At 49.1% G+C, this 23,248-nt stretch carries 21 protein-coding genes and 2 pseudogenes; 10 read left to right on the forward strand and 13 right to left on the reverse strand.

The window, feature by feature from the left end; all coding sequences use genetic code 11:
- Positions 1-114: 114 nt before the first annotated feature.
- The 3 genes and pseudogenes from O3S85_RS04100 (at position 115) to O3S85_RS04110 (ending at position 2,390) form a co-directional block, all read left to right on the forward strand.
- On the forward strand, positions 115-1,128 hold the full coding sequence (locus O3S85_RS04100; RefSeq protein WP_269538024.1) for a LacI family DNA-binding transcriptional regulator: 1,014 nt from the start codon (positions 115-117) through the stop codon (positions 1,126-1,128).
- A gap of 153 nt (positions 1,129-1,281) precedes the next feature.
- Positions 1,282-1,470, forward strand: a pseudogene (locus O3S85_RS21245) (transposase); the annotation flags it as partial.
- A gap of 296 nt (positions 1,471-1,766) precedes the next feature.
- Entirely contained in the window at positions 1,767-2,390 is a 624-nt protein-coding gene (locus tag O3S85_RS04110) for an integrase core domain-containing protein (RefSeq protein ID WP_269538026.1), read from the forward strand.
- A 31-nt stretch (positions 2,391-2,421) separates the two neighbouring features.
- Here the strand turns inward: O3S85_RS04110 and O3S85_RS04115 are convergent, their stop codons facing one another.
- Complete coding sequence (locus O3S85_RS04115; RefSeq protein WP_269538027.1) at positions 2,422-3,261, reverse strand: hypothetical protein; 840 nt, start codon at positions 3,259-3,261, stop codon at positions 2,422-2,424.
- Positions 3,262-3,408: 147 nt separating this feature from the next.
- On the opposite strand from O3S85_RS04115, the gene O3S85_RS04120 reads away from it, so the two are divergent.
- The 3 genes and pseudogenes from O3S85_RS04120 (at position 3,409) to O3S85_RS04130 (ending at position 7,444) form a co-directional block, all read left to right on the forward strand.
- Positions 3,409-4,145 (forward strand): IS5 family transposase gene (locus tag O3S85_RS04120; protein WP_269539057.1). Its coding sequence is split into 2 segments (ribosomal slippage): positions 3,409-3,718 and positions 3,718-4,145, totalling 738 coding nucleotides; the frame shifts between segments, so codons are not numbered across the junction.
- A 136-nt stretch (positions 4,146-4,281) separates the two neighbouring features.
- Positions 4,282-5,294: pseudogene (locus tag O3S85_RS04125) on the forward strand (IS630 family transposase).
- 698 nt (positions 5,295-5,992) lie between these two features.
- Entirely contained in the window at positions 5,993-7,444 is a 1,452-nt protein-coding gene (locus O3S85_RS04130) for a site-specific integrase (RefSeq protein WP_269538028.1), read from the forward strand.
- 47 nt (positions 7,445-7,491) lie between these two features.
- Here the strand turns inward: O3S85_RS04130 and O3S85_RS04135 are convergent, their stop codons facing one another.
- The 9 genes from O3S85_RS04135 to O3S85_RS04175 form a co-directional block, all read right to left on the reverse strand.
- Positions 7,492-8,166, reverse strand: a complete 675-nt coding sequence (locus O3S85_RS04135) for a metallophosphoesterase family protein (RefSeq protein WP_269538029.1) — start codon at positions 8,164-8,166, stop codon at positions 7,492-7,494.
- Between the two features lie 199 nt (positions 8,167-8,365).
- Entirely contained in the window at positions 8,366-9,211 is an 846-nt protein-coding gene (locus O3S85_RS04140) for a hypothetical protein (protein WP_269538031.1), read from the reverse strand.
- Positions 9,208-10,287 (reverse strand): type IV toxin-antitoxin system AbiEi family antitoxin, encoded by a 1,080-nt coding sequence (locus O3S85_RS04145; RefSeq protein WP_269538032.1) that lies wholly within the window; start codon positions 10,285-10,287, stop codon positions 9,208-9,210. The genes O3S85_RS04140 and O3S85_RS04145 overlap by 4 nt, the downstream gene beginning before the upstream one ends.
- Before the next feature lie 242 nt (positions 10,288-10,529).
- Positions 10,530-10,865 (reverse strand): hypothetical protein, encoded by a 336-nt coding sequence (locus tag O3S85_RS04150; protein ID WP_269538033.1) that lies wholly within the window; start codon positions 10,863-10,865, stop codon positions 10,530-10,532.
- A gap of 149 nt (positions 10,866-11,014) precedes the next feature.
- Complete coding sequence (locus O3S85_RS04155; RefSeq protein WP_269538034.1) at positions 11,015-11,656, reverse strand: hypothetical protein; 642 nt, start codon at positions 11,654-11,656, stop codon at positions 11,015-11,017.
- A gap of 442 nt (positions 11,657-12,098) precedes the next feature.
- Positions 12,099-12,755 (reverse strand): hypothetical protein, encoded by a 657-nt coding sequence (locus tag O3S85_RS04160; protein WP_269538036.1) that lies wholly within the window; start codon positions 12,753-12,755, stop codon positions 12,099-12,101.
- 74 nt (positions 12,756-12,829) lie between these two features.
- Positions 12,830-13,423, reverse strand: coding sequence for a hypothetical protein (locus tag O3S85_RS04165; RefSeq protein ID WP_269538037.1), 594 nt, complete (start codon positions 13,421-13,423; stop codon positions 12,830-12,832).
- A gap of 268 nt (positions 13,424-13,691) precedes the next feature.
- Positions 13,692-14,252, reverse strand: coding sequence for a hypothetical protein (locus O3S85_RS04170; RefSeq protein ID WP_269538038.1), 561 nt, complete (start codon positions 14,250-14,252; stop codon positions 13,692-13,694).
- A gap of 144 nt (positions 14,253-14,396) precedes the next feature.
- The gene (locus O3S85_RS04175) at positions 14,397-14,642 is read right to left on the reverse strand and encodes a hypothetical protein (protein WP_269538039.1); all 246 of its coding nucleotides are present in this window, start codon (positions 14,640-14,642) and stop codon (positions 14,397-14,399) included.
- A gap of 164 nt (positions 14,643-14,806) precedes the next feature.
- On the opposite strand from O3S85_RS04175, the gene O3S85_RS04180 reads away from it, so the two are divergent.
- Entirely contained in the window at positions 14,807-15,253 is a 447-nt protein-coding gene (locus O3S85_RS04180) for a hypothetical protein (protein ID WP_269538040.1), read from the forward strand.
- A gap of 59 nt (positions 15,254-15,312) precedes the next feature.
- Here the strand turns inward: O3S85_RS04180 and O3S85_RS04185 are convergent, their stop codons facing one another.
- The 3 genes from O3S85_RS04185 to O3S85_RS04195 all read right to left on the reverse strand — a co-directional run bounded on the left by O3S85_RS04185 (position 15,313) and on the right by O3S85_RS04195 (position 19,576).
- The gene (locus O3S85_RS04185; protein ID WP_269538041.1) at positions 15,313-15,765 is read right to left on the reverse strand and encodes a hypothetical protein; all 453 of its coding nucleotides are present in this window, start codon (positions 15,763-15,765) and stop codon (positions 15,313-15,315) included.
- A gap of 926 nt (positions 15,766-16,691) precedes the next feature.
- Positions 16,692-17,570 (reverse strand): hypothetical protein, encoded by an 879-nt coding sequence (locus O3S85_RS04190; RefSeq protein WP_269538042.1) that lies wholly within the window; start codon positions 17,568-17,570, stop codon positions 16,692-16,694.
- Between the two features lie 11 nt (positions 17,571-17,581).
- Positions 17,582-19,576, reverse strand: coding sequence for an AAA family ATPase (locus O3S85_RS04195; RefSeq protein WP_269538043.1), 1,995 nt, complete (start codon positions 19,574-19,576; stop codon positions 17,582-17,584).
- 122 nt (positions 19,577-19,698) lie between these two features.
- On the opposite strand from O3S85_RS04195, the gene csm6 reads away from it, so the two are divergent.
- From csm6 to O3S85_RS04210, 3 genes are all read left to right on the forward strand, one after another.
- The gene (csm6, locus tag O3S85_RS04200) at positions 19,699-20,817 is read left to right on the forward strand and encodes a CRISPR-associated ring nuclease Csm6 (protein ID WP_269538044.1); all 1,119 of its coding nucleotides are present in this window, start codon (positions 19,699-19,701) and stop codon (positions 20,815-20,817) included.
- Positions 20,818-20,907: 90 nt separating this feature from the next.
- Positions 20,908-22,203 carry a DUF2130 domain-containing protein gene (locus tag O3S85_RS04205; RefSeq protein ID WP_269538045.1) on the forward strand — a complete coding sequence of 432 codons (1,296 nt, stop codon included), beginning with the start codon at positions 20,908-20,910 and terminating at the stop codon, positions 22,201-22,203.
- A 116-nt stretch (positions 22,204-22,319) separates the two neighbouring features.
- Complete coding sequence (locus O3S85_RS04210) at positions 22,320-23,243, forward strand: hypothetical protein (RefSeq protein WP_269538046.1); 924 nt, start codon at positions 22,320-22,322, stop codon at positions 23,241-23,243.
- The last annotated feature ends 5 nt before the right edge of the window (positions 23,244-23,248 follow it).

Here is a 23,248-nt window from a genome sequence, read left to right on the forward strand (position 1 = left end):
TCAAAAAGCCAATCAAAATGCTTAGCTAGGTAAGCATTTTGATTTTTCGTGGTAATCATAGTTGCGTGTCTAGATGTTCTTGAAAAATCTGCGATTCGAGGTCAGCGTAGCTCTATGAATATCAGGGATTTGGCCACGATAATTGGAGTGAGCAAGTCAACTGTCGCTTACGCTCTTAAAAATGATCCGCGAATCTGCCAGGCTACCCGTATAATGGTTCAAGAAATGGCTAAAATTCACGGTTATAGAGCAAGCCCTGTCGTCAATCGCTTCATGAATGAAGTTAGAGGTGGTAGATTGAAAAATCGATCTATTAATATGGCATATATTGCTGGAGGGTCTGAATTAATAGCTCGTAAGCGTGGTTTACATGAGCGTCTGTTAATTGAGGGGGCCAAGTCAAAAGCTAAGCAATTGGGTTATCACTTAGATATAATTTCTTGGGAGGCGGAGCAGCTTACCGAGGGGCGACTAAATCAAGTTCTTAAAACGCGGGGAATTAGGGGAATTTTAATTGGTCCTGCTAATTCCACGCATGCTAGCATGAAGCTCAATTGGGATGAATTTTATTCCTTGGCAAGTGGATATACGCTAGAAGACCCTCAGCTTGATCGTATTGCTGCTAACTTATACCAATCCTCTTTTGATGTTGTTGATAAGGCATTCGGGCGCGGTTATCCCAAGGTTGTTTTGGCTGTCAATACAGTCTCAGATCAGCGAGTAGGGCATCGCTGGTTGTCGGGAACACTAGTTCAGCAATGGATATATGGAAAGGGGCGAGTGCAGATTCTATTTGGTGATTGGAATAGCCCATGTAAGCGGTTACTAGGTGCCATAGCGAAAAGCAGAGGGAGTGCAATAGTGGGGCACGACATTGTATATCGCGCATTGATGGAATATGGGTATCGAATTCCGGGGGATTTTGGATTTGTTGCACTTGATAGTTGCCCTGATACTAATTTTATATCTGCTGTGCAGCAGCCTCATAGAGGTTTGGGAGAGAAGGCAGTCGAGCGGATAGCTAGTATGATAGAGAGAGACGTGACTGGCCTGCCAATGGCCCCCCTTCGCTTGACTGTAGACTGCGGCTGGCATGAAGGCAGCACGCTTCCTTCAATTACATGTTAGTTTTCTTATTTGTTAGAGTTAAATTTTAATTTTTATGAAATGAAAGGAAAATGTATAAAGCCGCTTATTGATTAAAAATAAGCGACTTGGTTGGACCCCCATTAGGTGATCCATTGCTGATGGAGTGATTTTCCTGCAAGACAGGAGAATCAAATGAAGAAGAGCAGACGCACGACCGAACAAATCATCGGCATATTGCGTGTGGTCGACACAGGGCTGAGCGCCGAAGAGCTATGTCGCAAGCACGGTATCAGCTAGCAGACGTTTTACCGTTGGCGCGACAAGTACGGCGGCATGGACCTAAAGGAGGCGCAGCGTTTGCGGGACCTTGAGAAGGAGAACGCCACCGCTCCGGGCGGGCTATCAGCCGCTGGCTGGGCTTTAGTCGTTCCAGCCTCAGGTATCAAGCGAAGCCCCTGACCTCGAAGCAACGATTGCTAGAAGCGCAGATCGTCAAGGTGTCACGTGAGCATCCGACGTTGGGCTACAAGAAGGTCGCCGGGCTGCTGCGTACTCAAGGCCTCCATGTAAACAAGTAGCTCGTGCAACGGATGCGACGGGAGGAAGGCTTGCAAGTGCCGCTTCCGAGACCGCGTCTGCGCCGCTAGTGCCTGTCAACGGGGCTGCCACAGTAGGCGATGCACCGCAACCACGTCTGGGCTTGGGACTTCGTATCCGACTACACCCAGCGTAGCGGTAAGTTGCGCTACTTAAGTCTCATCGACGAGTTTACACGGGAGTGTCACTGCATCCACGCGTACCGAGCCATCCGCGCCGCCGATGTCCTGGAGGTCCTGCAGGACTCCATCTCTGAACATGGGGTGCCGCAGTATATTCGCTCTGATAACGGACCGGAGTTTATCGCCAAGGCCATCCAGAACTGGCTCGCCGAAAACGACATCAAAACACTCTACATCGACCCCGGCTGTCCCTGGCAAAAGGGCTATGCCGAGTCCTTCAACTCACGCTTCCGTACCGAGTGCCTCGACCGCGAGCTGCTTTACACACTCAGCGAATCTCGCGTCGTCTTCGCCGACTGGCGCGAGTATTACAATCACGTCCGACCGCATCGCTCTCTGGGCGTGCTCTGCCCAAGCGACTTTGCCAAAACTCTCACTCAACAAGGCCACGGCTACGGTCGTCCTACGAACTCCCTCCGCCTGGGCCTAAACACAACCCCAAAACAATCCAAGGAAGATACCCATCAAGACTGGATTAACTTAAGGGGGCCAACCAGGCTTTTTCATAAAAAACGAAACTGAATGTCATGTTAGCGAATCTCAAGAAATGTTTTTAAATTTTGATACGACGCCTGGAGTTTAGTGCTGTGAGCATTATGCTTAGGCCTATGAATATAGAATATAATTTAGGTTCTGGGATTGCAACGGTCGATACGTTGAAATTGTCGAAATTATCTGAGATACTCGAACTTACACCGCGGTTTGAAAAAACTAGATAATTCTTGCCGCCATCCCAAGTGCTGGTCAAACTTGTTGATGGGGTATCAGGGTCTAAGTCAATAGTGCTGCCTGCAACTGTCATAGATATTGTGAAGCTCGTACTGGCGTTGAAATTTTCTGTTAGTATTGTTAACTCCACGAAATCAAGTGAGCCTCCACCTGTCCAAGTGATCGCGCCATTTTGATCGCTAACATTTGTTCCGTTGGCGAAGATCGCCAGTCGACCATCGTCCTCCATCAGGAGTCCAATATCTGTATTGCTGCTGATGACTGGGCGGGTTGCAATAGGCGATGATGCACCTATGCTGAATGCCGAATAGCTTCCATCTGTTGGTGTCATATCGAAACTAACCGTAAAACCTTTTGCAGCTATAATATCGGAGTTAGTAGCAAAATCATAATCTAGAGATGCACCTGAATCTACCGGACTAGTTACTTCAGCATCCAACCTTCCGTTGATTATTCCGTAAATCCCATTTGAGTTGGTGATCCATGAGGTGCCTGCTTGGGTGCCAGCCTGACGCGTGTTGAGACTGGCGTTGATATCTGAGGTATCGTCTATATTGAAATCATCTGAGATGATGAGTTGAGCCGAGGTGGTGCTCGCAAGCAATATGCCTGTTAGGCTGATTTGGAGTATACTATTTATTTTCATAATGAGGATGGTTTGCATTCCACAATATTGATTCCAAAAGGTAAATTTAATTCAAGTTGGACACGTCCAAAATATTAGGGCTAACGGACATTCAACCGTCTTCATTTTAGGCTGTACATACTTTCGATTATTTGCCTTAAAGTCTTGATGGCCAATCGATAAGAACTGAGCAATGAACAATACGACTTAATCAAGGACCTGCTGCCAGGTAAGGCTAGCAATCCTGGGCGAACAACCGCAGACAACCATCGCTTCCTAAACGGTGTGATGTGGGTGCTGCGCAGCAGCGCCTTTTGGCGAGACATGCCAGCGCGCTACGGCAACTACGAAACCACCTACAAGTGTTTCAGTCGATGGGCCAAGAAAGGAGTCTGGGAGCAGGTTTTTGATCGATTACTTAAAGACCCCAAAAACGATTACGTGATGATCGACTCGACCCTCGTGAAGGCCCACGAAAACGCTACGACGGGAAAAAGGGGGCGGCCCATCAGGCTCTGGGGCGATCCCGCGGAGGACTGACCACCAAGGTGCACATGCTCTGCGACGCGCTCGGCAGGCCGCTTAAAATCAAGCTAACCGGCGGCAATCGCAATGACTGCACGCAAGCTCAAACCTTGCTCGAAGGGCAACAAGCCAAAGGCGTGATCGCCGATAAAGGCTATGACTCCGATGATATCCGCACCTTCATTACGAAGGCTAAAATGATCGCGGTCATCCCAACTCGCCGAAACAGAAAAGTCCAAATCCCTCACGATAAGAAGCGATACAAAGAGCGTAACCGCATCGAGCGCCTCTTCGGTAAACTAAAGCAAAACAGAAGAATCGCCACACGCTTTGACCGCAACGACGCAAACTACTTGGCCTTCATATACCTCGCATGCTCAATCCTATGGCTAAGCTGAATGTCCGTTGGCCCTAGTGCCTTTATCGCTATCACCGAAGTACAATGCTTGTGTGCTTATTAACCCGCTGAAAATATAGATGACATTTCCTAGCGCATACTTCATGCTTTGGTGCATGGAAAAACGGGATGCTCGGATGTTAGGGCAGCAGGCACAGGAGGAGGTGCGACGCCAAGCGGTTAAATTGTTGAAGTCTGGCTATACGCATGTCGCTGTTGCTGAGCGGTTGGATGTTTCTCGGCAGCATGTTTCTGAGTGGTGGAGTCGTTATCAGGAGGGCGACTGGGCGGCATTGAAGAAGCGCAAGCGCGGAGTGCCCAAAGGGGCTTCGCGCAAGCTTACGGCGGAGCAGAAGGTCGAAGTTCAGCGTCTGATTACGGACCAGATGCCCGACCAGCTCAAACTCTCCTTCGCGCTGTGGACGCGGGAAGCGGTTCGTCAACTGATCAAAGAGTGCTGCGGAGTAGACTTTGCGCTGCAAAGTATGAGCGTGGTTTTGAAGCGCTGGGGCTTTACGTCGCAACGACCGGTCAAGCGCGCCTACGAGCAGCGTCCGGCTGAAGTCAAACAGTGGCTCGATGAGACCTGCCCTCAAGTCAAGGCCCGCGCTGCTGCCGAGGGCGCGGTGATTTATTGGGGCGACGAGACCTCGGTAAAACCGAAGGCCACACGCGCCGTAGCTACGCGCCTAAAGGGCAAACGCCGGTAGTGCGCCAGAGTGCCAAGCGCTTCCACGCCAGCGTTATCAGCGCTATCAACAATCAGGGAAAAATGCGGTGGATGGCCCTGAAGAAGGCGCTCAATGCCGAGACCTTCATCGACTTTCTCAAGCGGCTCATCAAGCATCGAAAACGCAAAATATTCCTCATTGTGGACAACCTCCGCGTCCACCACAGCAAACGCGTCAAGCAGTGGCTCGTGAAGCACAAGGAGTGCATCGAATTGTTATTCTTGCCCAGTTACAGCCCCGAAATGAACCCAGACGAATACCTCAATCAGACACTCAAGCATGAGACCTTCAAGGCCGGACCAGCACACGATGAAATTACACTAAAAGCAAACGTCAAGGTCGCTATGTTCATGCTCTCAATCCAACCACATAAGGTCGCATCGTGCTTCCGGCACCCACTCACCAAATACGCCGCATAATGTCAGCTTTTGTATTAGCGGAATAATAATTCATGTTTTATATACACACCTATCGCAAGTTCTAGGTTTGAGCCTCAACTATAATTTACCACCGATGGGTATTCGCGTATCTGCTGGCTCGATTTACGCTCAAATTTCTCAACTTGACGCAATTGCCGCGATATTTGCAGCCATTATCCACGTTTTGTTAGTGTCGGGGATTGTAGAATTGAATCAATAGACCTGATTTGTTCCATAGCAGGAAGCTGTGAAAGCTTCCGAATTAAAGTCTCTGGAAAGGCGGATTTCGCCTTACTTGGTTCTATTTTCAGAATCTTATCAATGACTTCCTGCCTGAGGTTCGCTAGGCGTGTGATCTGCCTCACACGGCCAGAACTAAGGCCAGTTTCTCTGGCAATAGTTGAGCTGCTAACATATTTACTATCAACTATTTGCTTTTTCCACCTGATTGCCGTGAAGAGGATGTGCTTCGAGGTATCGATGGAGTATGTTGTTGATGCATTGGTGTCATTCAGGAGATCTAGGCCAAAGCTAAATGGGGTAACAATGGCTACGCCTGCTTGCCAATCGTCTGAAATTACTCCAACATTAAACGATTTCGTTATAGAGGTTCGTAATCCACGCTCCTGCTCTCCGCCATCTATTTAAGCGGGTTCCGGCTTGCCATTCAGTAGCATTCAGTGCAGAATAGCGCTCAAATGCCACTAAAACCCAAGCGCAAGGCTCTACGTGAGCCCTCAGTCTTCAAGAACGAGACCACGAATCAGTGGGTCTGTGAGTTCGAGGAATTTGATGAAGCGGGGAAGATCGTTACGCGCCGCAGATCATTCCGGCAATCGCTGATTAAGGACGGAAAAGAGGGTTCCTTGCCTGAACAGCGGGCAGCGGCGCTTACCTTCAAGAAGGAATTGATTCAAAAGCACGAGAAAGAGTATAACCTCAGCCGTGCCGAACGGCAACAAAAGATATTGAGCCCGAAACAGCTTGAGCAGGCTAAGACAGCATTTGGCCTTCTGGAACAGCTCCCGAAGAAGCAGCAGGACATTATCAAGGCAGTTACTGAGTATGTCAGCGCCTGTAAGCCAATTGATGCTTCACCCTCCCTGGAGATGTGTCTGCAAATCTTTTTGGCAAACTATGATCATAAGGATCCCCAATGCACCTATTCCGTGAATACGATCAACACGGTGCATCGTCACCTGCGACCGTTCCAAAAATACATGTTGGCGGTCGATCAGAAGATAAGAATCGGTGAAGTGACCAGTCAGCACATCATTGATTTCGTCAAGTCACGTGAAGTCAGTGGCAATACCCGGGGGAACTACTTAAATTACGTGAGCCAGTTTTTCAGGCGCTTTTCTGATCCCAAGGACAAACACCGATTCCTCAACGAGAATCCTGCAGATGCTGCGAAGCATCACTTTATCTATAAAGAAAAACATGTGTTGAAATCGTCTAGAAAGGGAAAGGTAAGGCTTGTTCGTATTCTTCAATATCCCGAAGCCAAAGACGCACTTAAGTTGGCTTACCAGGCTCGGAAGCATGGCATTTTAGGCTATGCCGTCCTGGCAATGCTGGTGGGCATGCGACCCAGCGAGATTTACGACCTGGCAAAGTTGCCAGATGTTTGGGAATCTTACATCAAGCTTGAGGAAGGCGTTCTCAATGTTGATGGCTTCGGCAAACAAATGGACCAACGGTCTGTTGATCTTCAACCGGTGGCCGTCGAATGGCTCAAATTGATCCACCGTGAAGGTTGGCCAATTTGCTACGACCACAACCCTGAAGGCCGGAATATCCGATACTCCAATTTTCGGGCGCTTAGTTTATTGCCAAAAGATGAGGGCGAGCGCTATGTGCGGATTCGACGGCTTGTCGACCAACAGAAGCCGATTTCGGCCGATGAGGAAGCGTTCCTCCAGTCACGCCGGCCACTACTATCGGGTAAGAGTGTGGACGTATTTCGCCACACCTACGGAACGAATTTATACTACCACTGTGGGAAAAAATTGGATTATGTCACCTCGCAGATGGGTAACAGCGAAGCGGTCTACTACAAACACTACAAGGGTAAGCTTGACCACCCGAAGGATTACGAGAAATTCTTCCAGCTCGGGCCAGCGGCAATCATGGAGCAGGATACTGGGTAATTTGATAATAAGCCCTTGAAGGGTAATCCTTCAGGCTTCCTGCAATCTTATTGAGATAATGCCTCAAACGTATCGCACCGTCTTGAATTCTGATCATTGACCTGCCAGAAAGCGCGCCGCTGGGCATTGACTGCACTCAACCATCCTCGTCCATTCGTGCCGAGTGTATCAATGCAGATGCCGCTCCCCCAAAACCTGGGCAATCCACTGCTTTGTTCTGTGTGTCCACATATGACAAACTTGCCTGATTGGTGAATGGGCGGATCTTCCAGAAACCGCCAGAGTAGGTCTGATTCGGACTGGGATGCCATGGGTATATCTGGGTCTAGATTAGCATGAACATAAATATCCCGTTCAGTCTCATGGTAGAGATGGCTGGATTGCAGGAGTGCCCAATCAGCTTCAGGAATATCGTCAAAGGTATTCGCCCGATAAGACTCCAGAGTGGCGTCTCCACCGCAATCTATCCAATGGGCAATCGCAGAACGATTGTTGCGGGCCTTCAGGGCCATTGCCTCGTGGTTGCCTCGCAGGTAGATAACCTTGTGCGTACGCTGCAACTGGTGAACCAGCGCAAGAACCCCAGCAGAATCTGGCCCGCGATCAATTAGGTCGCCCATGAATATGATTGTGTCCTCCCTGTGCAGGGGGAGGTAATCGAGCAGTGTCTTGAGCAGTTCTGCTTGTCCATGCACGTCGCCGATTGCCCAGGTTGTTGCCATCTTACCCTTGAGAAAATTATATAATGCAACTGAACCCTATGCCGCCAGTCTCAAGATGGCTGAGTCGAAAAGTTGCATTGCCAGTTTACTAAGATGAGCCACATCCACTTCCAGGCTGCAGCCTTGAATCGCGAAACCATAATATGACGACTGAACTTGTTTCTCTGGTAAGATTACAACAGGTCACTGCCAGCGAAGATTACTCTCGGAGCAGCGACAAGAGGGAATCGACATAACCGTGAGCGTCGGCCTGAATTGCTTCATCTGGCTGCCCCATGAGAAATTCTGCGGTGCGCATCGGACCGATGCTGTCGATGCTAGTGAAGTCATCTTTGAGAAAGGAAAGCGCCTGACCAGTAATCGGGTCATCCAGCAAGGATTGTATCTCCATGGCCACATCGTTGGGGCTACTGCCATAGTTACGGAGCAAATAGAATAAATCGTAGGCGTCCTTGTTTTCTCCCCGGTAATGGAAAGCCAGCGCCTTGAGGATGGTGAAAGCTCCGGCTCCGCAGACCCGGATGTCCCGCCTTGCCCGTTCCCCAAAAATCGTTTTTTCGTCAAGGGTAATGGTCTTAAAATTGCGGAAAGCCAGATGCAACCCGGGTGCAATTATGGCAGCCCAATCTTCGCTTAGGTGAAATAATTTACCTGCCTGCTTGGGGTCGTCTGATCGTGGGTCGATGAGAAAGTCGACTGTTATACGGGGCACACGGATGCGCCACCGCTGCTGGGTCTTGTTCCCCTCTCGGTTGGTGTCCGGTTCGAAGCCCGCGCTGGCCAGACGTTCGACCACCTCAGTGTAACGCTCCTCGTTGACTAGAGCGAAGGCGAGGCCTAGGTCAAGATCCATAGTGCCGGCATGTGGATCGGTGTCATGAGGAAGGTTTGCTTGGTCGATGAGCAGCGAGGGTACGAGGCCACCAACAACCACGATCTCCTCCATCAAGTCCCCCAGCTTTGTGGCCAAGTAAAGGCAGGCGCCACGTACTAGTTCGACCATTTCCGGGGCGTATCCACTAGCGGTTTTGGGTTTTTCACTCATAAATTACTTTCCATTCTTGCCTGATCGTGAGGAAAAAGCATCTCCAGCAACGCCTCCGACGCCTCATCCGCTCGCTCAGGATGCTGCTTCAAGTCGACGTAAACTTGGACGGGATGGACACACTGCACCTTGCTGCGCTCTTGGCTCCCTTGAAAAACTCCGCTGTCATTGGGCCGAACGAGCCATAGGTTGGCCCCCCTTGACTCCTCACGGAAATTCAGTTCCTTAATAAGCTTATCCGGTAGAGATTCGTCATGGTAGAGGATTGCCAGTCGGTAGCCAGCAAATGGATTGATGAGCCAGGCACCTGCTAGACCGGTTGCCGCATAAATGAGCCCGTGTGCTTCCATCTGCCGTGCAACCGTATTGATCAATTCCGTTCCGGAACGTGCGGCGACATGCCCCTTGGTGATTTGGTGCTTATTGAAATCATAGGCTTCCCGCCATGCTTCGAGTAGAAGCCTGGGATTGCTTGCCCGAACCGCGCCCTTATGATCGCGGATCAGCAAATCCTGGGATTCCATTTCCCGCACAATGCGACTGGTAAACCCCTCGTCCAGTCCGCTCTGCTCCGCCAGTTCGCGTTGTGTGAGTGCGGTGTCAGGCGACATCAGAAGACGGCGAGTGATGCGGGCGCTCTTCGGAGCAAACAGATTCTGGGGCCTTCCGGGTGATTTGAATCGGTTCGGCTTCCCTTCGATTTGGATGCGTAAACCAGGACGACCACTCAGTGACGCGTTGCCGGACAGGTCCAGCCAACTGACGCGGGCTTCGCCACAAAGTTTGCGGCCCACGTCCCCCATATAAGGAACAACCACCAGAGGAAGCGCTTTCGAACCCAGGGCGTCCGCACCACTCAGTACATGACGGATCGCCTGCCCGACCGAAGCCGCATCCCCTTTCTTTTTGATCTCAACGACAAATACCAGCCCGCCAAAGTCCACTACCATATCGGCCTCCGAGCTCCCCAGTTTGGCATTAGACCGAACCGTTGCAGCCTCGGTGCCCACGTCTAGTAAATCAGCTAGATGCACCAGCACCTTGCGACTGTCGGACTCTAGGGAAAGCTCTTTCATGTTGCAAATATGAACTAACTTGATTGCGCAATCAAGTGAATTAATTTAAGCAAGCTTGATTTTGCGTATCTATGCCTTCGGGCAAAGTTGAGACGTAACTATAGAATGAAAGCGTAATATAACGACTGAACTTGTTTCAGTCATTAGAGTCCAACTTCGCTTATTGCCTCACGTTGCAAGCTATATCCCTAAGTTCGTTCAACATTGTGGCGCATCAAGAAAGTGAAATGGCATTATGTGCACTACGTGATAGTGTACCCAAAGTAAGAGTGTATGACGATGATGTCGCCGCGCTTGAGGTGTAAACGAACCTCAAGTTCTTGGCCACCTACACGCTCTGATTCGCGACAGATCACAGGTCGTAATGTTGTCAGTTCGACATCAATAATTTCGCAGTTCAGATCGCTGATAATTGCATCCATATCCACTGATTCTATTGCGAGCATGGCCTTTGTGTTATTGCTACATTTAATAAGGAATTGGATACCGCCCAAGCGATAAAGCTGGCGCGGTGAACTGGATGAACTGATCAAGGTTGCTTTGGAAAAATCAATAAACCTTGGTGGTAGTAATTTCATGCTAGTGCCTAGAAATTTTTGGGGTCGGATAAAGAATCTGGAGAGGCACCTTGGGTCGACCCAATGAAGGAGGTCGGGCACCGTTTAAAAGGTAAAGCCGAGCCCGAGGTGGGCTCGGCCAAAACAAGACGTGACTAACTCGTACTACACTACGTGGCACAGTGAAAGCTGACACGGCCGCAGAGATATTCCGCTGCATAGAATTGGCCAAATTCGCCAATGATCAAAATTGGCTTGCCCGGTTTAAGCAGCTCCCGGTTTTTTGCGTGGCATTTAAAGTCGCGCCAGAATGCCTCAATGACCTGTTGGCAATTTCCTGATAATGTCAGCGTGCTAATCCACTTGGCAAATTCGTCGGTAACCAATATGCGATTAAACGGTCTTTGATTCGGCAATGAAAGTGCCTCAGTTGCCGGCTTTCTGCTTTCTTCTAGCAGGCTTTTCGCACTTTGCCCCTGAAGAGTGAATGATTCCTCCTCAGAAGTGAAAATGATGCTTTGGCCATTCTCGAGGTGTAACCGGATTTCAAAGCCGGTCGTTTGAGGGGCGATAGTGCGTGAGGTATGGATGTAGCGCGTTGCGATCACCTCAATATCGATAATTGCGCACCGCAGTGTATTAATAAGCTCAGAGAGCTTTTCCGATTCAAAGGCCGTGACCATTCTGGCCCTCTCCATGTCAACGATTACATATGTATCGAGATCAATTCGGAGGATTTGTCGGGGTGTTTGATCCGCGGTGACTCTGATGGAATGGTCGAGGCTAACCTCGCTATGTGGGATGAATTTCATAAGTATTGGATTTTAATGGTGGTTGTGAACAGCAATTTAATGCCCCGTGACGATCGACCTTTGGGGGTAGCGATAGGGCAGTAACAAGAATGCCGTCCCTTTTTAGTGTGGGACGGCTGCGGAAATAAACGAAAGTGCTGTCGGGTTATGTTCTGGCAAAAAGTGCAACCCAATGGCGGCGTGTTTTATCAGGCTGCCTTAAGAGCCAGATGGGGTAGGAGTCTATTCGGTGAACATCAGGAAGAATTTTCAGGATCTCACGTGTGACACTGCCATCATTCACTATCATTCCAGGATGACAGTCTCCTCTACAGCAGTTTAGTCCAATTAGGTGATTGCAAATTTTGAGTACCCAGACATCTCCGATTTTTACTTTATCTCCCGCTTGTTCGGGTTCGATCGTGTAGATGACTAGGTGTGTATATAGAAATACCTTCATGAGTTAGATGGAGTTTGGGGGTTGCTTCTCTGGGGGCACATCGAAAATGATTTTTCCATCATCAAGCGGTGTGACGAGGAAGGTGGTAAATTCGCCGCAAATTAGATGTGGCGGTTTACCATCAAGCTTTTTGCGCGGATTGAGACTGGCGGCGCGGTAATCCAGCCAGAAGCGTAGTAGCGTTTGTTTTTGGTTCAGCCCTCTACTGTAATGTTCGATGATATGTGCAAAACGATTGCTCATGAGTATTAGGCCCAGGAAGCCCTCGTTGGGCAGTCCCCAAATACATTCAGGCGTATAAGTGGCTTCATTGTTGCCACTAGTCCCCTTGAAACGCTGCAATATGAAAATCTCATCTCTCTCATTGAGAATGATCTTCTCCTGATGACTTAGCATGAGGCGCAGTTCCTTCTTCGAGGAAATTACTCCTTCACTTGCATGCAACTGGATAAACTGAAGATCGACCGCTTTTACGTTTGGGTTTAGGTCGAAGTAATCCCCCAAGGCTTTAGACGAGAATGCGTAGATCAGCGCGGTGGATACCTGTTCGCGGAGAATGAATCGGAAGGGTCGAATGCGGACTAATAAACAAGGACAGGATGGTTTTGTAAGGACTGCATTGGAGTCTTTAATAGACGGTTTGTATTTGATTTCTTTCATGAGATTTTGGGAAAAAAAAATTAGGCGGAGCCATATTGATGGCTCCGCTTGTTAGGGTGTGGATTGATGAGAATCTATGCTGATTCCAGCTCAGTAAATGGGAGCAATGGTGCTCTAGGACTGTGACCCAGCTCTGCGAGCCAAAGGTCGATCATGCCACGAATTCGCCGCATGTGTGGCATCAGGCGGTGAGTGTTGATGATCATATTGGCGTTGTATGCGGTGAGGGGAGGCAGAGAATTCGATGTATCTTTCAGGATTTTACGCATCATTTGGAGTTGGGCGGTGGTCGCCGGTTTTCGGAACCATCGTTTTGATCCATGCTTATGGCGGTTGGGGACATCCTTTTCTGCCACATTCAGTGTCTTCAAGGAACTGCGTCGCCACTCTCCATTTTCATAGCAAAGCGAGAGCACTTTGCACGATTCTTCATGAAGTAGGTGAAGTGACATGACCTCGCCACGATCATTGGAATCAATGATGTGTGGCAGCGTAAGCTGTTTCAGCTTACGGTTCCAGCGGAGTCGCTTTCCATTGCCGCAGGGTAAGTCGACAGAAAATGTCATCGTTTGCTGCGGTAGTGTCGTGTGTTGATGAAGGCTTTCCAGCCGGTCGATAATTTCAGGTGGCAGAGTACGGTCACCGTCTGAGTTCTTTTGGGTATGCATATTGAGTTTGGGTTATGTATTTCTTAAAAGACGCCTCGGCGTCTACTATTTGCCTAGTTGCAAACAACATTCATTTCATTAAGGACCTCGTGTGCGTAGGGAACCGACAGCACAGGACGGTCAATAAAATTGCGGTGATTACTCCTCGCCTGAAGATTACAGAATCCAGACGCTTTTGGGGGCATGATCACTCTAGCTCGGGGATAGTAAAAGGCGGAACCGCGATGCAGTTCCGCCTCATACTATTATTTTGAGCGCTTGATACAATTTATGCAGTCCTCTGAAGCTGCTGCTCTGAGTGCCAAATTCTGCAAAGTAGGTTGACGCGTCTCCAGTGCTTCATCATGAGCGCTGCGTCAATGACAAGAGCGGCATTGTATGCGCTTAGCAGTGGAAGCTCCTCAGTTGGAATAGACAGCAATTTGGCAATGTGGCTTTTCTGACCTGCAGTTGCAGACATTGGAACCCATGCGGCATTGGTGTAGTAGGTCTTTTGTTCCGAGGCGAATAGCTTCAAGGTGATGGTTTTGACTTTATGCCAGGCGCCGCAATTACACTGCAAAGTTAGGACGCTAGTTAGGTCCTTGGATAGGATATCCAGTGTGATCAGTTTTGACTGACTTTCTGAATCAATGCAGTGGTGATAAGGTAGGCACAGCATGGGTTTGTTCCAGCGTAACGCCTTTTTTCTCGAAACCGGCAGAAGCTCAGAGAACACATCTATCTGATCTTCGATTTCTTTGAAACTGTAGAGGCAGTCTAAGCGGGCGAAAACTTCGGGAGGTAGTTGGGGCATACATTGAAATGCCATTTTATTCTTTGGATACATTATTTGGGTTTATGGATGTTACACGCCAACGGCGTGACTGAATACGAAACATCAGCATTACCCAGTCTTAATACCGGTTTGTGTCACTGAAAGGGGCAACAGACTACCGGTACACCCAATGATCATCCTGTTAGCATTGACCTACTAATGCTTTTTCCTCGGCTTACCTGGCTCTTCGACAACCACTTTTAGATGATCCTTACGGGGCCAGTCATATGCCCCGATTTCATCCCGATGTTTGACGAGTCCTTCTACCCCTTCCACGACGAGTCGACGCATGATGGTCGATCTCTCAACTTCAAATCCATCAACCAGTTCATCGATCAGATCAGCGATGGTTTGAGGAATGCGAAATGAAACGGTAGTCATGACAGTCTTATTATCAGCCATGACCATATTCACGTAATAAATTATTGCATGGTCAAGGTTATTGGAGTAGCTTGTTGAAAATGCGAAATGTAAAATCCAGATCGGAGAGCCTAGCCAAGTCTCCACCAAGTTGGTCAATTTGGCCAAGACGGTTGAGCAACATGATTTACCGATATAGGTCTGATATGTTGCCTAAAGGGGATGCGCTGTGGGTTGGAGAGCGACTCCATCAGTGCCTAGAGGCTTGTATCAATGGCCAATGGGTGCGGTCTGATTATTACTTTCCTTGTCTGGCGATCCTGCATGCACTGGAGGAGTTGGATATGGTGCGAAGCTCGCTTCGATCCGAACTGTGTGTCAGTAAGCTTGGCTATCGTGGGCGCATTGATATTCATGGCCTCTTAGCAGATGGGCGCGTCTGTATCGTTGAAATTAAGGCAACGGTTGGACCTTATTTAAGGCGTCCCAAACCAGCCGAAGTGATACAGATGGGTTGCTATGCTGCTCTCAGCGATGCCCAAGCGCCTCGCCTTGCTTGTGTGAGAATTTCTCTCCCAAGTCGCCGTTTAGGCGTATTCATCATGGATATTTCCCCCAAGACCATGCAGCAAATTCGTCGCGACGTTGCATGATGAATTGTAAAAGAGGTGGGCCGCATTCTGTGCGACCCACCCCTTGTAATGGTTGCTACTTATGCTGCGAATTCAGGCCGTTTGACTTGATTGTCCCAGGGGGTATCCAGTGTAGACAGTCGATCTGAGACTTTTGCGATTACATCAGACTGGCCCCAGTGCTGTGTCATGGCTGCAGCTGCGCTTTTGGCGCCGCGAACCTTGGTGCCGTCGAAGATGCCATTCAGCATTTTCTCGAGTTCATCGATGGCCATTTCGATGCCAATGGCGGCACGTTCGATCGAAACCGCTGGCGGGACGGCGACAAAAATCCGCCGCCAGGTAGCTGTTGGCTTTTCATTCTCTTTGACCTCGCGGACAAAGCGGAAGCCTTCCGTCTTCAGTCTGTCGCGGATGATGTATGCCCCTCGGACATCGACGATGAGTTCGACGAATCCATCGGTGGCAATGTTCGCGGTGATCAGTAGGTTGGTGGTTACCTTGACGTTATTCTTTTCTAGATGAGTATTCATTTTATATTGTTTGTTGTTATTACTTTTTCGGGGTCACGAAAAAGGGCACAGCCATTCGGCCATGCCCTTGAATAATGAATCTGCGATAAACGACAGATCGAAATCCGGATGCGGCTATGATCCAGACCTTAATCCCTAATCTTAAGTGCTCGTAAGCCAACTCGAAGAGTAGGCTCATAGAGCTCATCATCGATTATTACAGGATCTACCTTCAGGAATTATACGTTGGCAAGCGGAGCAGAAAGCAACCGCAGCCTACTCATCCTACCCCCCATTTTCATCCGTGGCACCACGCCATCACCAAGGGAATTTTCAACCAGCGGCAATCAAGATGCGAGCGAATCAAGCGCTACGCTCGTGAAAGAAAGAATTAGTCCTAAGAATATAGGACCATTTATTATCCTCAACGTTCAAGATCTTCAGGCAAGCGTCCCCACGGTTTAGTCCTCGTCTAATGAGAGATGCTAATGCCGTTGCCTTCCTGCCACCTCCGTGCAGGTCCTTAGGTAGCGTTGAAAGATTTCATTGGCCTGGGATTTAAACGGGAACGATAATACCACGCATCCAGTGCCTGTACTACAGCGCGGCTATCAGACTTATCCTTGACGCTGACCGTCAGATATCATCCTCGGAGTTTAGCAAACCTCGCGTACCCAGCTTCGACCTTCTAGCGGTATTGTAGCTATCGCATATGTGATCGGGGCATGTGCTACATGGCTCAATCGCAGTCAAGGCTGTCACAGTAGTGCTGCATGTAACACTTACGCTGTAATGCTTGGTCGGCGTTATGTTTTTCATCTTTCATCACTCGGATTCTTTAGTCGGAATCCGGTACCGGCCAACTTTTTAAGCAAAGCTAAAGCCGTCTCATCAGGAACATCCTCCTATGGGTGACTGTGATTTGGTTGCATTACGTTGCGAGATCGTTAGATTATGTTCGCCGGGCGACGGGCGATTGAAAACATGATATCACGGCAATCTTCATTCTGGTCAAATAGGTCAATCCCCCTGCCAATTTGCAACCATCGTGCTTCGGCGTTTAGAAATCTTTCGTGTGGAAAGTCGTCGCCCCCCGGATAGTATTTAAGTTCTATGGAGTAGCCTACGTCTGCCCTCAGTTGATTGATGAATGCTTCTACTCGAAGTTGCTGATTATCTAATGTGTGGATTTTCAAGCGTGCCACTGTAGGATCCGAGAAGTTGTCGTTCAGCCAATGAATCCATTTTTTTAAATTAAATTTATGGTTTTCGCCGAAGTACTTACCGATCGAATAATCGACGATTTGCACGCTATCTGTGTGTTTGATCAGCTTGCGGAAATAGGTATTCCAGATGCCATGCGCATTGTCGTGACCTGGTTTTTTAATAACACAGGGACGATACTTTTGTCGAACCTCCTCGAATCGTGTGGCGTATACCAGTTGAAGATTGCATGCTTCCCACTTACACTCGGTTTGAATGATTGAATCGCTCGGGGTCAAAATAAAGTCGATTTCAGCGGTCTCTGCTTTTGATTTGGCGAGTTCCAATAGTGAACTGATCCCGTCATCACCTTCAATGAAGACAAACGGTCCATTGGAATAGATTGCAACTGCCAATTCGATCAGGAGTTTTCTTTCATGCTGAAATTCAATGGCTTGAATTTTCTCTTTAAGTTCTTCACCCAAACGCCATGAGTCAGTCTCGGAGAAAATGCAGTCATAGCGATGTTCGCGCAGAAAATTGATCAACTGCCCTAGGCCAGCTTCCCCCGTTTGGCTAGCGTCAGTGACTACCTCGGGGTCAATAAAAATGTAGGAATACATCGGGCTCGCGGTTAAAAGAGTTCTTCTAGGCGTTCTTCAAAGAATCCGTTGGGCCAGTCATCGACGAAGCGTCCTCGTTTGTCGATTTCCAGAGTGGTAAATTTGGAGCCTTTGGATCCACCTTGCACCCAGACGACTGAAATATCTTCAGGCGTCAGCTTCTTTTGCTCTTGGCGATTTGGCCAGTTCGATTCCCTAATACGTCTCATCAGCCGCAGGATGATATGTTCACTGTGCGTTTCCATGATGAGGGATTTGTAGTCCTCTGTTCCAATAAGCTTCTTGTAATAAGATTTACCAAACAAGGATTCAATAATGACATCGGCTAGATCACTCTGCATCTTCGGATGCAAATGCACTTCCGGCTGTTCGATGCATATCACACCATCTTGAACTTTCATGAGTTCTGCGATCAGCGGTAATACCTGACTAATGCCGAAGCCCACGTCGCAAAAGTCCACTTCTGCCCCATTTCGAGTATCGACGAGATATACCCCGGCTTTGGTCCTACCTTCAGACATTCGGGTAAGCGTTTCCCGTATGAAATTCTGGTTCCCTTGCGATCTCTCGCGTTCGTTGGAACGTTGAAGTTCCTCCTCCAGTTGCCGAATGTCTAGCGAGGGTGCAATCAGTCGTGCCTCCAGGCGGTAAGGACTGTTCAGGATATCCTGGAAGACATTGGTGATTTCCCGGACAAGGGCTGGGTCGGATGCTATCCGCCTTAAGGTTTGGTAACCTTGGTCAACTTCGTCTGATTCTGAATCTTTAGAGATTTGAAAGAATCGTTCCGGGATCGAACGATAGGGGCCGATATATTCTGTCCTACCGAGCCAATGAGCCATCCCGTTCAAACAGGCATCTATAACCAACTCTAAATCGAATCGCATTGCCTTGGCCAAGGCTTCAACGGGACTCTGTCCTTCAGCATCTGGCATGGTCAGGAAGAAATGCACGGGGTCGGCGATGGCTTCGGTTTCTTGAGTTCCACGCATTGAGGTGCCCGTGTCTTCTATTTCACCGCCTACAATTGAAACCAGTGGATCATACCGGGTTGAAGGGCCGCGTTTCTTGGGATCATTTACTAGCTGTAAACCCTGTCCAGCAATCCGAAGCTTGCGAACCGGTTGCTTAAGTTCGTCTTGTAGGGCTTCTAGTAATGGCTTTGCGCATCGTGCGAAGAGGTCCGAGTCCTCAAATAACTTGATGACTTTGTTCAACGCAATTGAATCCTCTGAGTCATGGTGATGAGGATCATTAGCACTTGGTTCGTTAAACAACTTGTCCTCGATTGTTTCACGCAGACGCTCTAGCTGCTCGCTGATGGATCGAAGGTCGCTGTCGAAGGCTTCGCTCCCATCCAATGCCAAGCCTTCAAGAAGCTCCCCAGGAGTATCGTCATTTTTTTCGCCCTCATGTTGAAGGTAGCTATGCAATAGATATGCCAGGCCTAAGTAAACAGCGGGGTTAGATTCATTGAGAGAGGCAAGCTCGAGGCCGTCCTTGTTGTCGTCAATAAAGGAAAGTAGCTTTTCTCCATCGGCATGTAGTTCAGCGCTGATCACCCGGTAATTTTCCTTGGAGCGGGTATTCTTTTGGGTGCGCCCGACTTCAAACCGAACCTCCAACAGGTCAATCTGATTAAGGAAGGAGAAACTCCAGCGCAACTTGCCCATACTTGTCCTTTCAAACAGGGCATCCTGAGGGGTGTTTTGTTTGTCTGCAGTATCCCGGCGAAAGCTGAAACCAAGCTGGAGCTTCCTATCCACCTCATGCTTGTGGATATACTGTCGAAAGCCGCCAAGATCAATTCGCTGCCCCCAGCGTTTGATCGATGAAAAGTCAAAGCTTCCACGATTCAGAGCATGCTGGCAGAGCAACAATGATTGTATTATGCTGGATTTGCCGGCACTGTTCTGGCCAAAGATCAAGGTGATCGGACGAATCGGTAATGTCTGCGGTTCACTAATCGCCTTGAAGTTCCCAATCGTGTAGGCCGTAGGTGTCATGATCTGAGGCTAGTAATGATGCTATAACAGTTGCAATATAATGTTTCAGCTGGCTAGAAGTTGAATGTCATTTGACGTCAGCGGACTATAAATAGCGACGTTTATCGTGTATAAATCATTTTATGACCGCAGAACAGAAGCATGTAGTTCTCCTCAGTCTTGTCGGCACCGCTCCTGCAGTGCTCACCGAGACCGTTTGGGCGCTCGCCCACGACTCCGAGCCAGTCATCCCCAATCGCATTATTGCGATGACGACGGCCACCGGTGCAGCCCGCCTCCGAGAAAAGCTTTTTGATGGAGGGCATTGGGAGCAACTCCAAGCGGATTTGAAAGCAGACGGTATCGAAATTGTGGGAAAGTTACGCTTTGGACCAATATCAGAGTCGATTCGGGTTTTCCCGGACGCAAGCCGATCCAGGGAGTTGGATGACATTCGTTCTGCCGAGGACAATGAAGCGGTCGCCGAGTTTTTCATGGAGATTATCCGCTCGTTCGTCGAAAACGACTCGATTAGGTTGATCGTCTCGATTGCCGGGGGTCGTAAAACGACCAGCGCTTTACTTTATTCGGTGATGAGCCTCTTGGGCCGAGCAGAAGATCAGATTCAGCACATCCTGGTTGATGACCAGTGGGTATTGCAGCCCGATTTCATGTATCCTGGTTGCAAGGGGCAGTTTATTGACCGTGACAGCGGGAATTCTCTCTGCAGTAAGGATGTGAACCTGCAACTGGTCGATGTGCCGTTTGTGCCTTTACGTTACCTCTTTGAACGTGATCTGCAGCATTCTGCAGGGAGTTTTGTCGCCCTGATCAATCAGGTTCGGAACCGTTCCATCAATGTGTCCGAGGATCTGGCCATCCAGTTGGGCACCCTGGCCGGACGTTTGCTCATCTCAGGGCAAGAGATCGCATTATCCGCAAATGAGTTTCTACTCTATCTCTACTTTGCACGTCGGGTATGTGAAGGGCGTGGTCCCATCGCCAGCTACGGGGTCATCACCGAGGACGAACTCTCGGATCTGGCCGAAGAATTCAAGGTATCCGACAACTTCAACCACTGGAGCCACAATGCCCTGAGTAATACTTTTGATTCCAATGAGGACCCCCGCAAGTGGCTTTCCAGCATCCGGGGCAAGCTACGGAAGGCAGGCTTTGAAGGGTATCAAGTTGACCGGCTCGTTCCCCGCGCCGGGCACATCGCTATCGAATTACCCCAAGAGAGCGTTAGCATCGAGGCGTGACGCACGGGCTGACAGCGTCAGCCGAAACGCAGACGTCAGATGACCGTCAGAAAGTCAGCAATTTTCGGGACTCCCGCTATGATGGGCATCATGAAAAATTTAACTAATCCAAATCCGTTCGCCACGAGTGAGTCCATCCGCGTCAAATGTCCCAATTGCGGGCACGAATTCCCCCTGAGCGAAGGTGTTTTGAGTGGACTCCGCGATACCCTGAGCCGCGAACTTCAAGGCGACATCAGTGCCCGTGAGCAGCAACTGACAGCCAGTAAGAAGGCGCTTGCAGCAGAACAGGCGAAAATGAAGCAGCAGCAAGAAGAGCTGAACGATAAGGTTCAGGCTCTTGTTGATCAGCAACTATCGAAAAGGGAGGCAGAAATCCGCGCCAAAGCTGAAGAGCGTGCTGCGAAGAAGGCAACTGAAGCATCGGAGACGCGATTGAAGGAACTTTCGGAAGATTTGGAATCCAAATCAGCTGCCCTCAAGAAGGCCCAGGATGCCGAACTCGAACTGCAACGCGAGAAACGCAAGCTGGCCGAGGAGAAGGAAGCCATGGCTCTAGAGGTCGAGCGCAAGCTCAATGCCGAGCGCGAGCAGATTCGTGACGCAGTTCAGAAACAGGCCGATGAAAGCAACCGCCTGAAATTCGCGGAGAAGGAAAAGCTGGTTGAGGATCTGAAGAAGCAGCTTCAGGAAGCTCAGCGTAAGGCCGAGCAAGGCTCCATGCAGGCGCAGGGCGATGTGCTTGAGGTCGATTTCGAGCAACAGCTCAAGCAGACCTTCCCTCTCGACAAGGTCGAACCAGTCTCCACCGGTGTTCGTGGTGCGGATGTTACCCAGGAGGTCATCAGCAATACAGGCCGCTCCTGCGGTAAAATCATCTTCGAGACGAAGCGCACCAAGAACTGGAGCAATGACTGGCCTGCCAAGCTTAAGGGTGACATGCGTGATGCCCGGGCAGATATTGCCATGATTGTTACCCAGGCACTCCCGGCGGACATTGAGCACTTTGGCCAGAAAGATGGTGTTTGGGTTGCCGATTACGCCTCAGCCATTCCGCTGGTTCACGCCCTCCGTTCGACCCTCCATGAAGTGATGATCGTCAAAGGCCACCAACAGGGCGCCAAGGAAAAGCAGGAACTGCTCTATGACTACTTGACAGGCAATGACTTCCGCCAGCGCGTGCAGGCGGTAATTGAAGCCTTTAGCTCGATGCGCGAGGATTTGGATAAGGAAAAACGCGCCCTCACCAAATACTGGGGCAAGCGCGAGAAGCAACTGGGCTTGGTGCTCGATAACATGGCGGGCATGTTCGGTGACGTTCAGGCACTGTCCGGAGGGGCAATAAAAAGCATCGACTCACTAGAGCTGGATGGTGATATCGAATAAATTTCCCAACGAACATGAATAGGCAATCAATCCCGAAGCTTTCGTGAACGTTTAACAAGTGCTTAATAATGACAATATACAAAAGAATACTAGGAGTCGGCCTATTGATTTTCGTTATGTTTGTCATCGATCTTCGGTTTTTGAACGAGCGTATGATTCAATATTCGGAGGACTATCTGGAAGAAAGTATTGGACTTGCTGCGACCACGTATGCCGTTAGCCGGGTAGTGAACGGCGGGGTTTCAATGCTTCAAGAATCTAGTGTTGCAATCACCCCGTTCGGCCTAGGGTTGGAAACCGAACCCGGGCAACTGCTGGACCCTATCAACGACGCGACTGAGCGCTTATCCGATCTATGCGTCTACTCAATCGGGCTTATGGGAGTCCAGAGAATTGCACTCGAAGTTGTCAACGAGTATACCATAATACTGTTTTATGGCGCAGTCGCTCTGGGATTTATGGTCATTTGCTTCACCAGATGGAATAATTTATCCGTATTTTTAAATAAGCTCATCATACTTTTCGTCCTTTTAAGAATCTCCACCCCTTTCATGTGCTTTATTGGACAGTTTGCAGACAATAAATACTTCCAGCCACAGATCGAAGAGAGTATCGACGGACTCAGCAAAGTTCAGGAAATCTTAGCCGAGGACTACGTATTCGAAGAAACGGAGTTCGATATCGATTTCAATTCAGATGGGGAGACCAGCGCACTAGAAGCAGTCAAACTCTTCTTTTTGGAAATGACTACAGCTGCAAAGAGACAGTTTAAAAAGATTCAGTTTATAGGAGAAAAAACTGGTGATTCAATCAACTACATACGAACAAATGAGGGCAGCATAGCACTGAACCTAACGGAATTATTCGCAGCAATATTCGGGAAAATTGTAGTTCAAGTCTTCCTTATCCCACTAGCAACACTGGTGATTATCCGCTGGGTGTTCAAGCAAGTATCCGGGGCCTCCTTGAATGCATTAATTCTCAATTGTAGAAAGTATTTAACGAAAGAAAATGACCAACGAAATATTTCAAATGCTTGAGTTTT

Origin of the sequence: Cerasicoccus sp. TK19100, assembly GCF_027257155.1 — a bacterium.
Lineage (GTDB): Bacteria > Verrucomicrobiota > Verrucomicrobiia > Opitutales > Cerasicoccaceae > Cerasicoccus > Cerasicoccus fimbriatus.

What these genes read in the sequence shown, in the direction of transcription:
- O3S85_RS04145 (WP_269538032.1), bottom strand. Translation starts at nt 10,287, where the DNA reads ATGAAAGAGCTTTCCCTAGAGTCCGACAGTCGCAAGGTGCTGGTGCAT.
- O3S85_RS04175 (WP_269538039.1), bottom strand. Translation starts at nt 14,642, where the DNA reads ATGGCTGATAATAAGACTGTCATGACTACCGTTTCATTTCGCATTCCT.
- O3S85_RS04195 (WP_269538043.1), bottom strand. Translation starts at nt 19,576, where the DNA reads ATGACACCTACGGCCTACACGATTGGGAACTTCAAGGCGATTAGTGAA.
- O3S85_RS04210 (WP_269538046.1), top strand. Translation starts at nt 22,320, where the DNA reads ATGTTTGTCATCGATCTTCGGTTTTTGAACGAGCGTATGATTCAATAT.
- O3S85_RS04135 (WP_269538029.1), bottom strand. Translation starts at nt 8,166, where the DNA reads ATGGCAACAACCTGGGCAATCGGCGACGTGCATGGACAAGCAGAACTG.
- O3S85_RS04165 (WP_269538037.1), bottom strand. Translation starts at nt 13,423, where the DNA reads ATGCATACCCAAAAGAACTCAGACGGTGACCGTACTCTGCCACCTGAA.
- O3S85_RS04140 (WP_269538031.1), bottom strand. Translation starts at nt 9,211, where the DNA reads ATGAGTGAAAAACCCAAAACCGCTAGTGGATACGCCCCGGAAATGGTC.
- O3S85_RS04160 (WP_269538036.1), bottom strand. Translation starts at nt 12,755, where the DNA reads ATGAAAGAAATCAAATACAAACCGTCTATTAAAGACTCCAATGCAGTC.
- O3S85_RS04150 (WP_269538033.1), bottom strand. Translation starts at nt 10,865, where the DNA reads ATGAAATTACTACCACCAAGGTTTATTGATTTTTCCAAAGCAACCTTG.
- O3S85_RS04205 (WP_269538045.1), top strand. Translation starts at nt 20,908, where the DNA reads ATGAAAAATTTAACTAATCCAAATCCGTTCGCCACGAGTGAGTCCATC.
- O3S85_RS04180 (WP_269538040.1), top strand. Translation starts at nt 14,807, where the DNA reads ATGTTGCCTAAAGGGGATGCGCTGTGGGTTGGAGAGCGACTCCATCAG.
- O3S85_RS04190 (WP_269538042.1), bottom strand. Translation starts at nt 17,570, where the DNA reads ATGTATTCCTACATTTTTATTGACCCCGAGGTAGTCACTGACGCTAGC.
- O3S85_RS04115 (WP_269538027.1), bottom strand. Translation starts at nt 3,261, where the DNA reads ATGCAAACCATCCTCATTATGAAAATAAATAGTATACTCCAAATCAGC.
- O3S85_RS04110 (WP_269538026.1), top strand. Translation starts at nt 1,767, where the DNA reads ATGCACCGCAACCACGTCTGGGCTTGGGACTTCGTATCCGACTACACC.
- O3S85_RS04185 (WP_269538041.1), bottom strand. Translation starts at nt 15,765, where the DNA reads ATGAATACTCATCTAGAAAAGAATAACGTCAAGGTAACCACCAACCTA.
- csm6 (WP_269538044.1), top strand. Translation starts at nt 19,699, where the DNA reads ATGACCGCAGAACAGAAGCATGTAGTTCTCCTCAGTCTTGTCGGCACC.
- O3S85_RS04170 (WP_269538038.1), bottom strand. Translation starts at nt 14,252, where the DNA reads ATGTATCCAAAGAATAAAATGGCATTTCAATGTATGCCCCAACTACCT.
- O3S85_RS04130 (WP_269538028.1), top strand. Translation starts at nt 5,993, where the DNA reads ATGCCACTAAAACCCAAGCGCAAGGCTCTACGTGAGCCCTCAGTCTTC.
- O3S85_RS04155 (WP_269538034.1), bottom strand. Translation starts at nt 11,656, where the DNA reads ATGAAATTCATCCCACATAGCGAGGTTAGCCTCGACCATTCCATCAGA.
- O3S85_RS04100 (WP_269538024.1), top strand. Translation starts at nt 115, where the DNA reads ATGAATATCAGGGATTTGGCCACGATAATTGGAGTGAGCAAGTCAACT.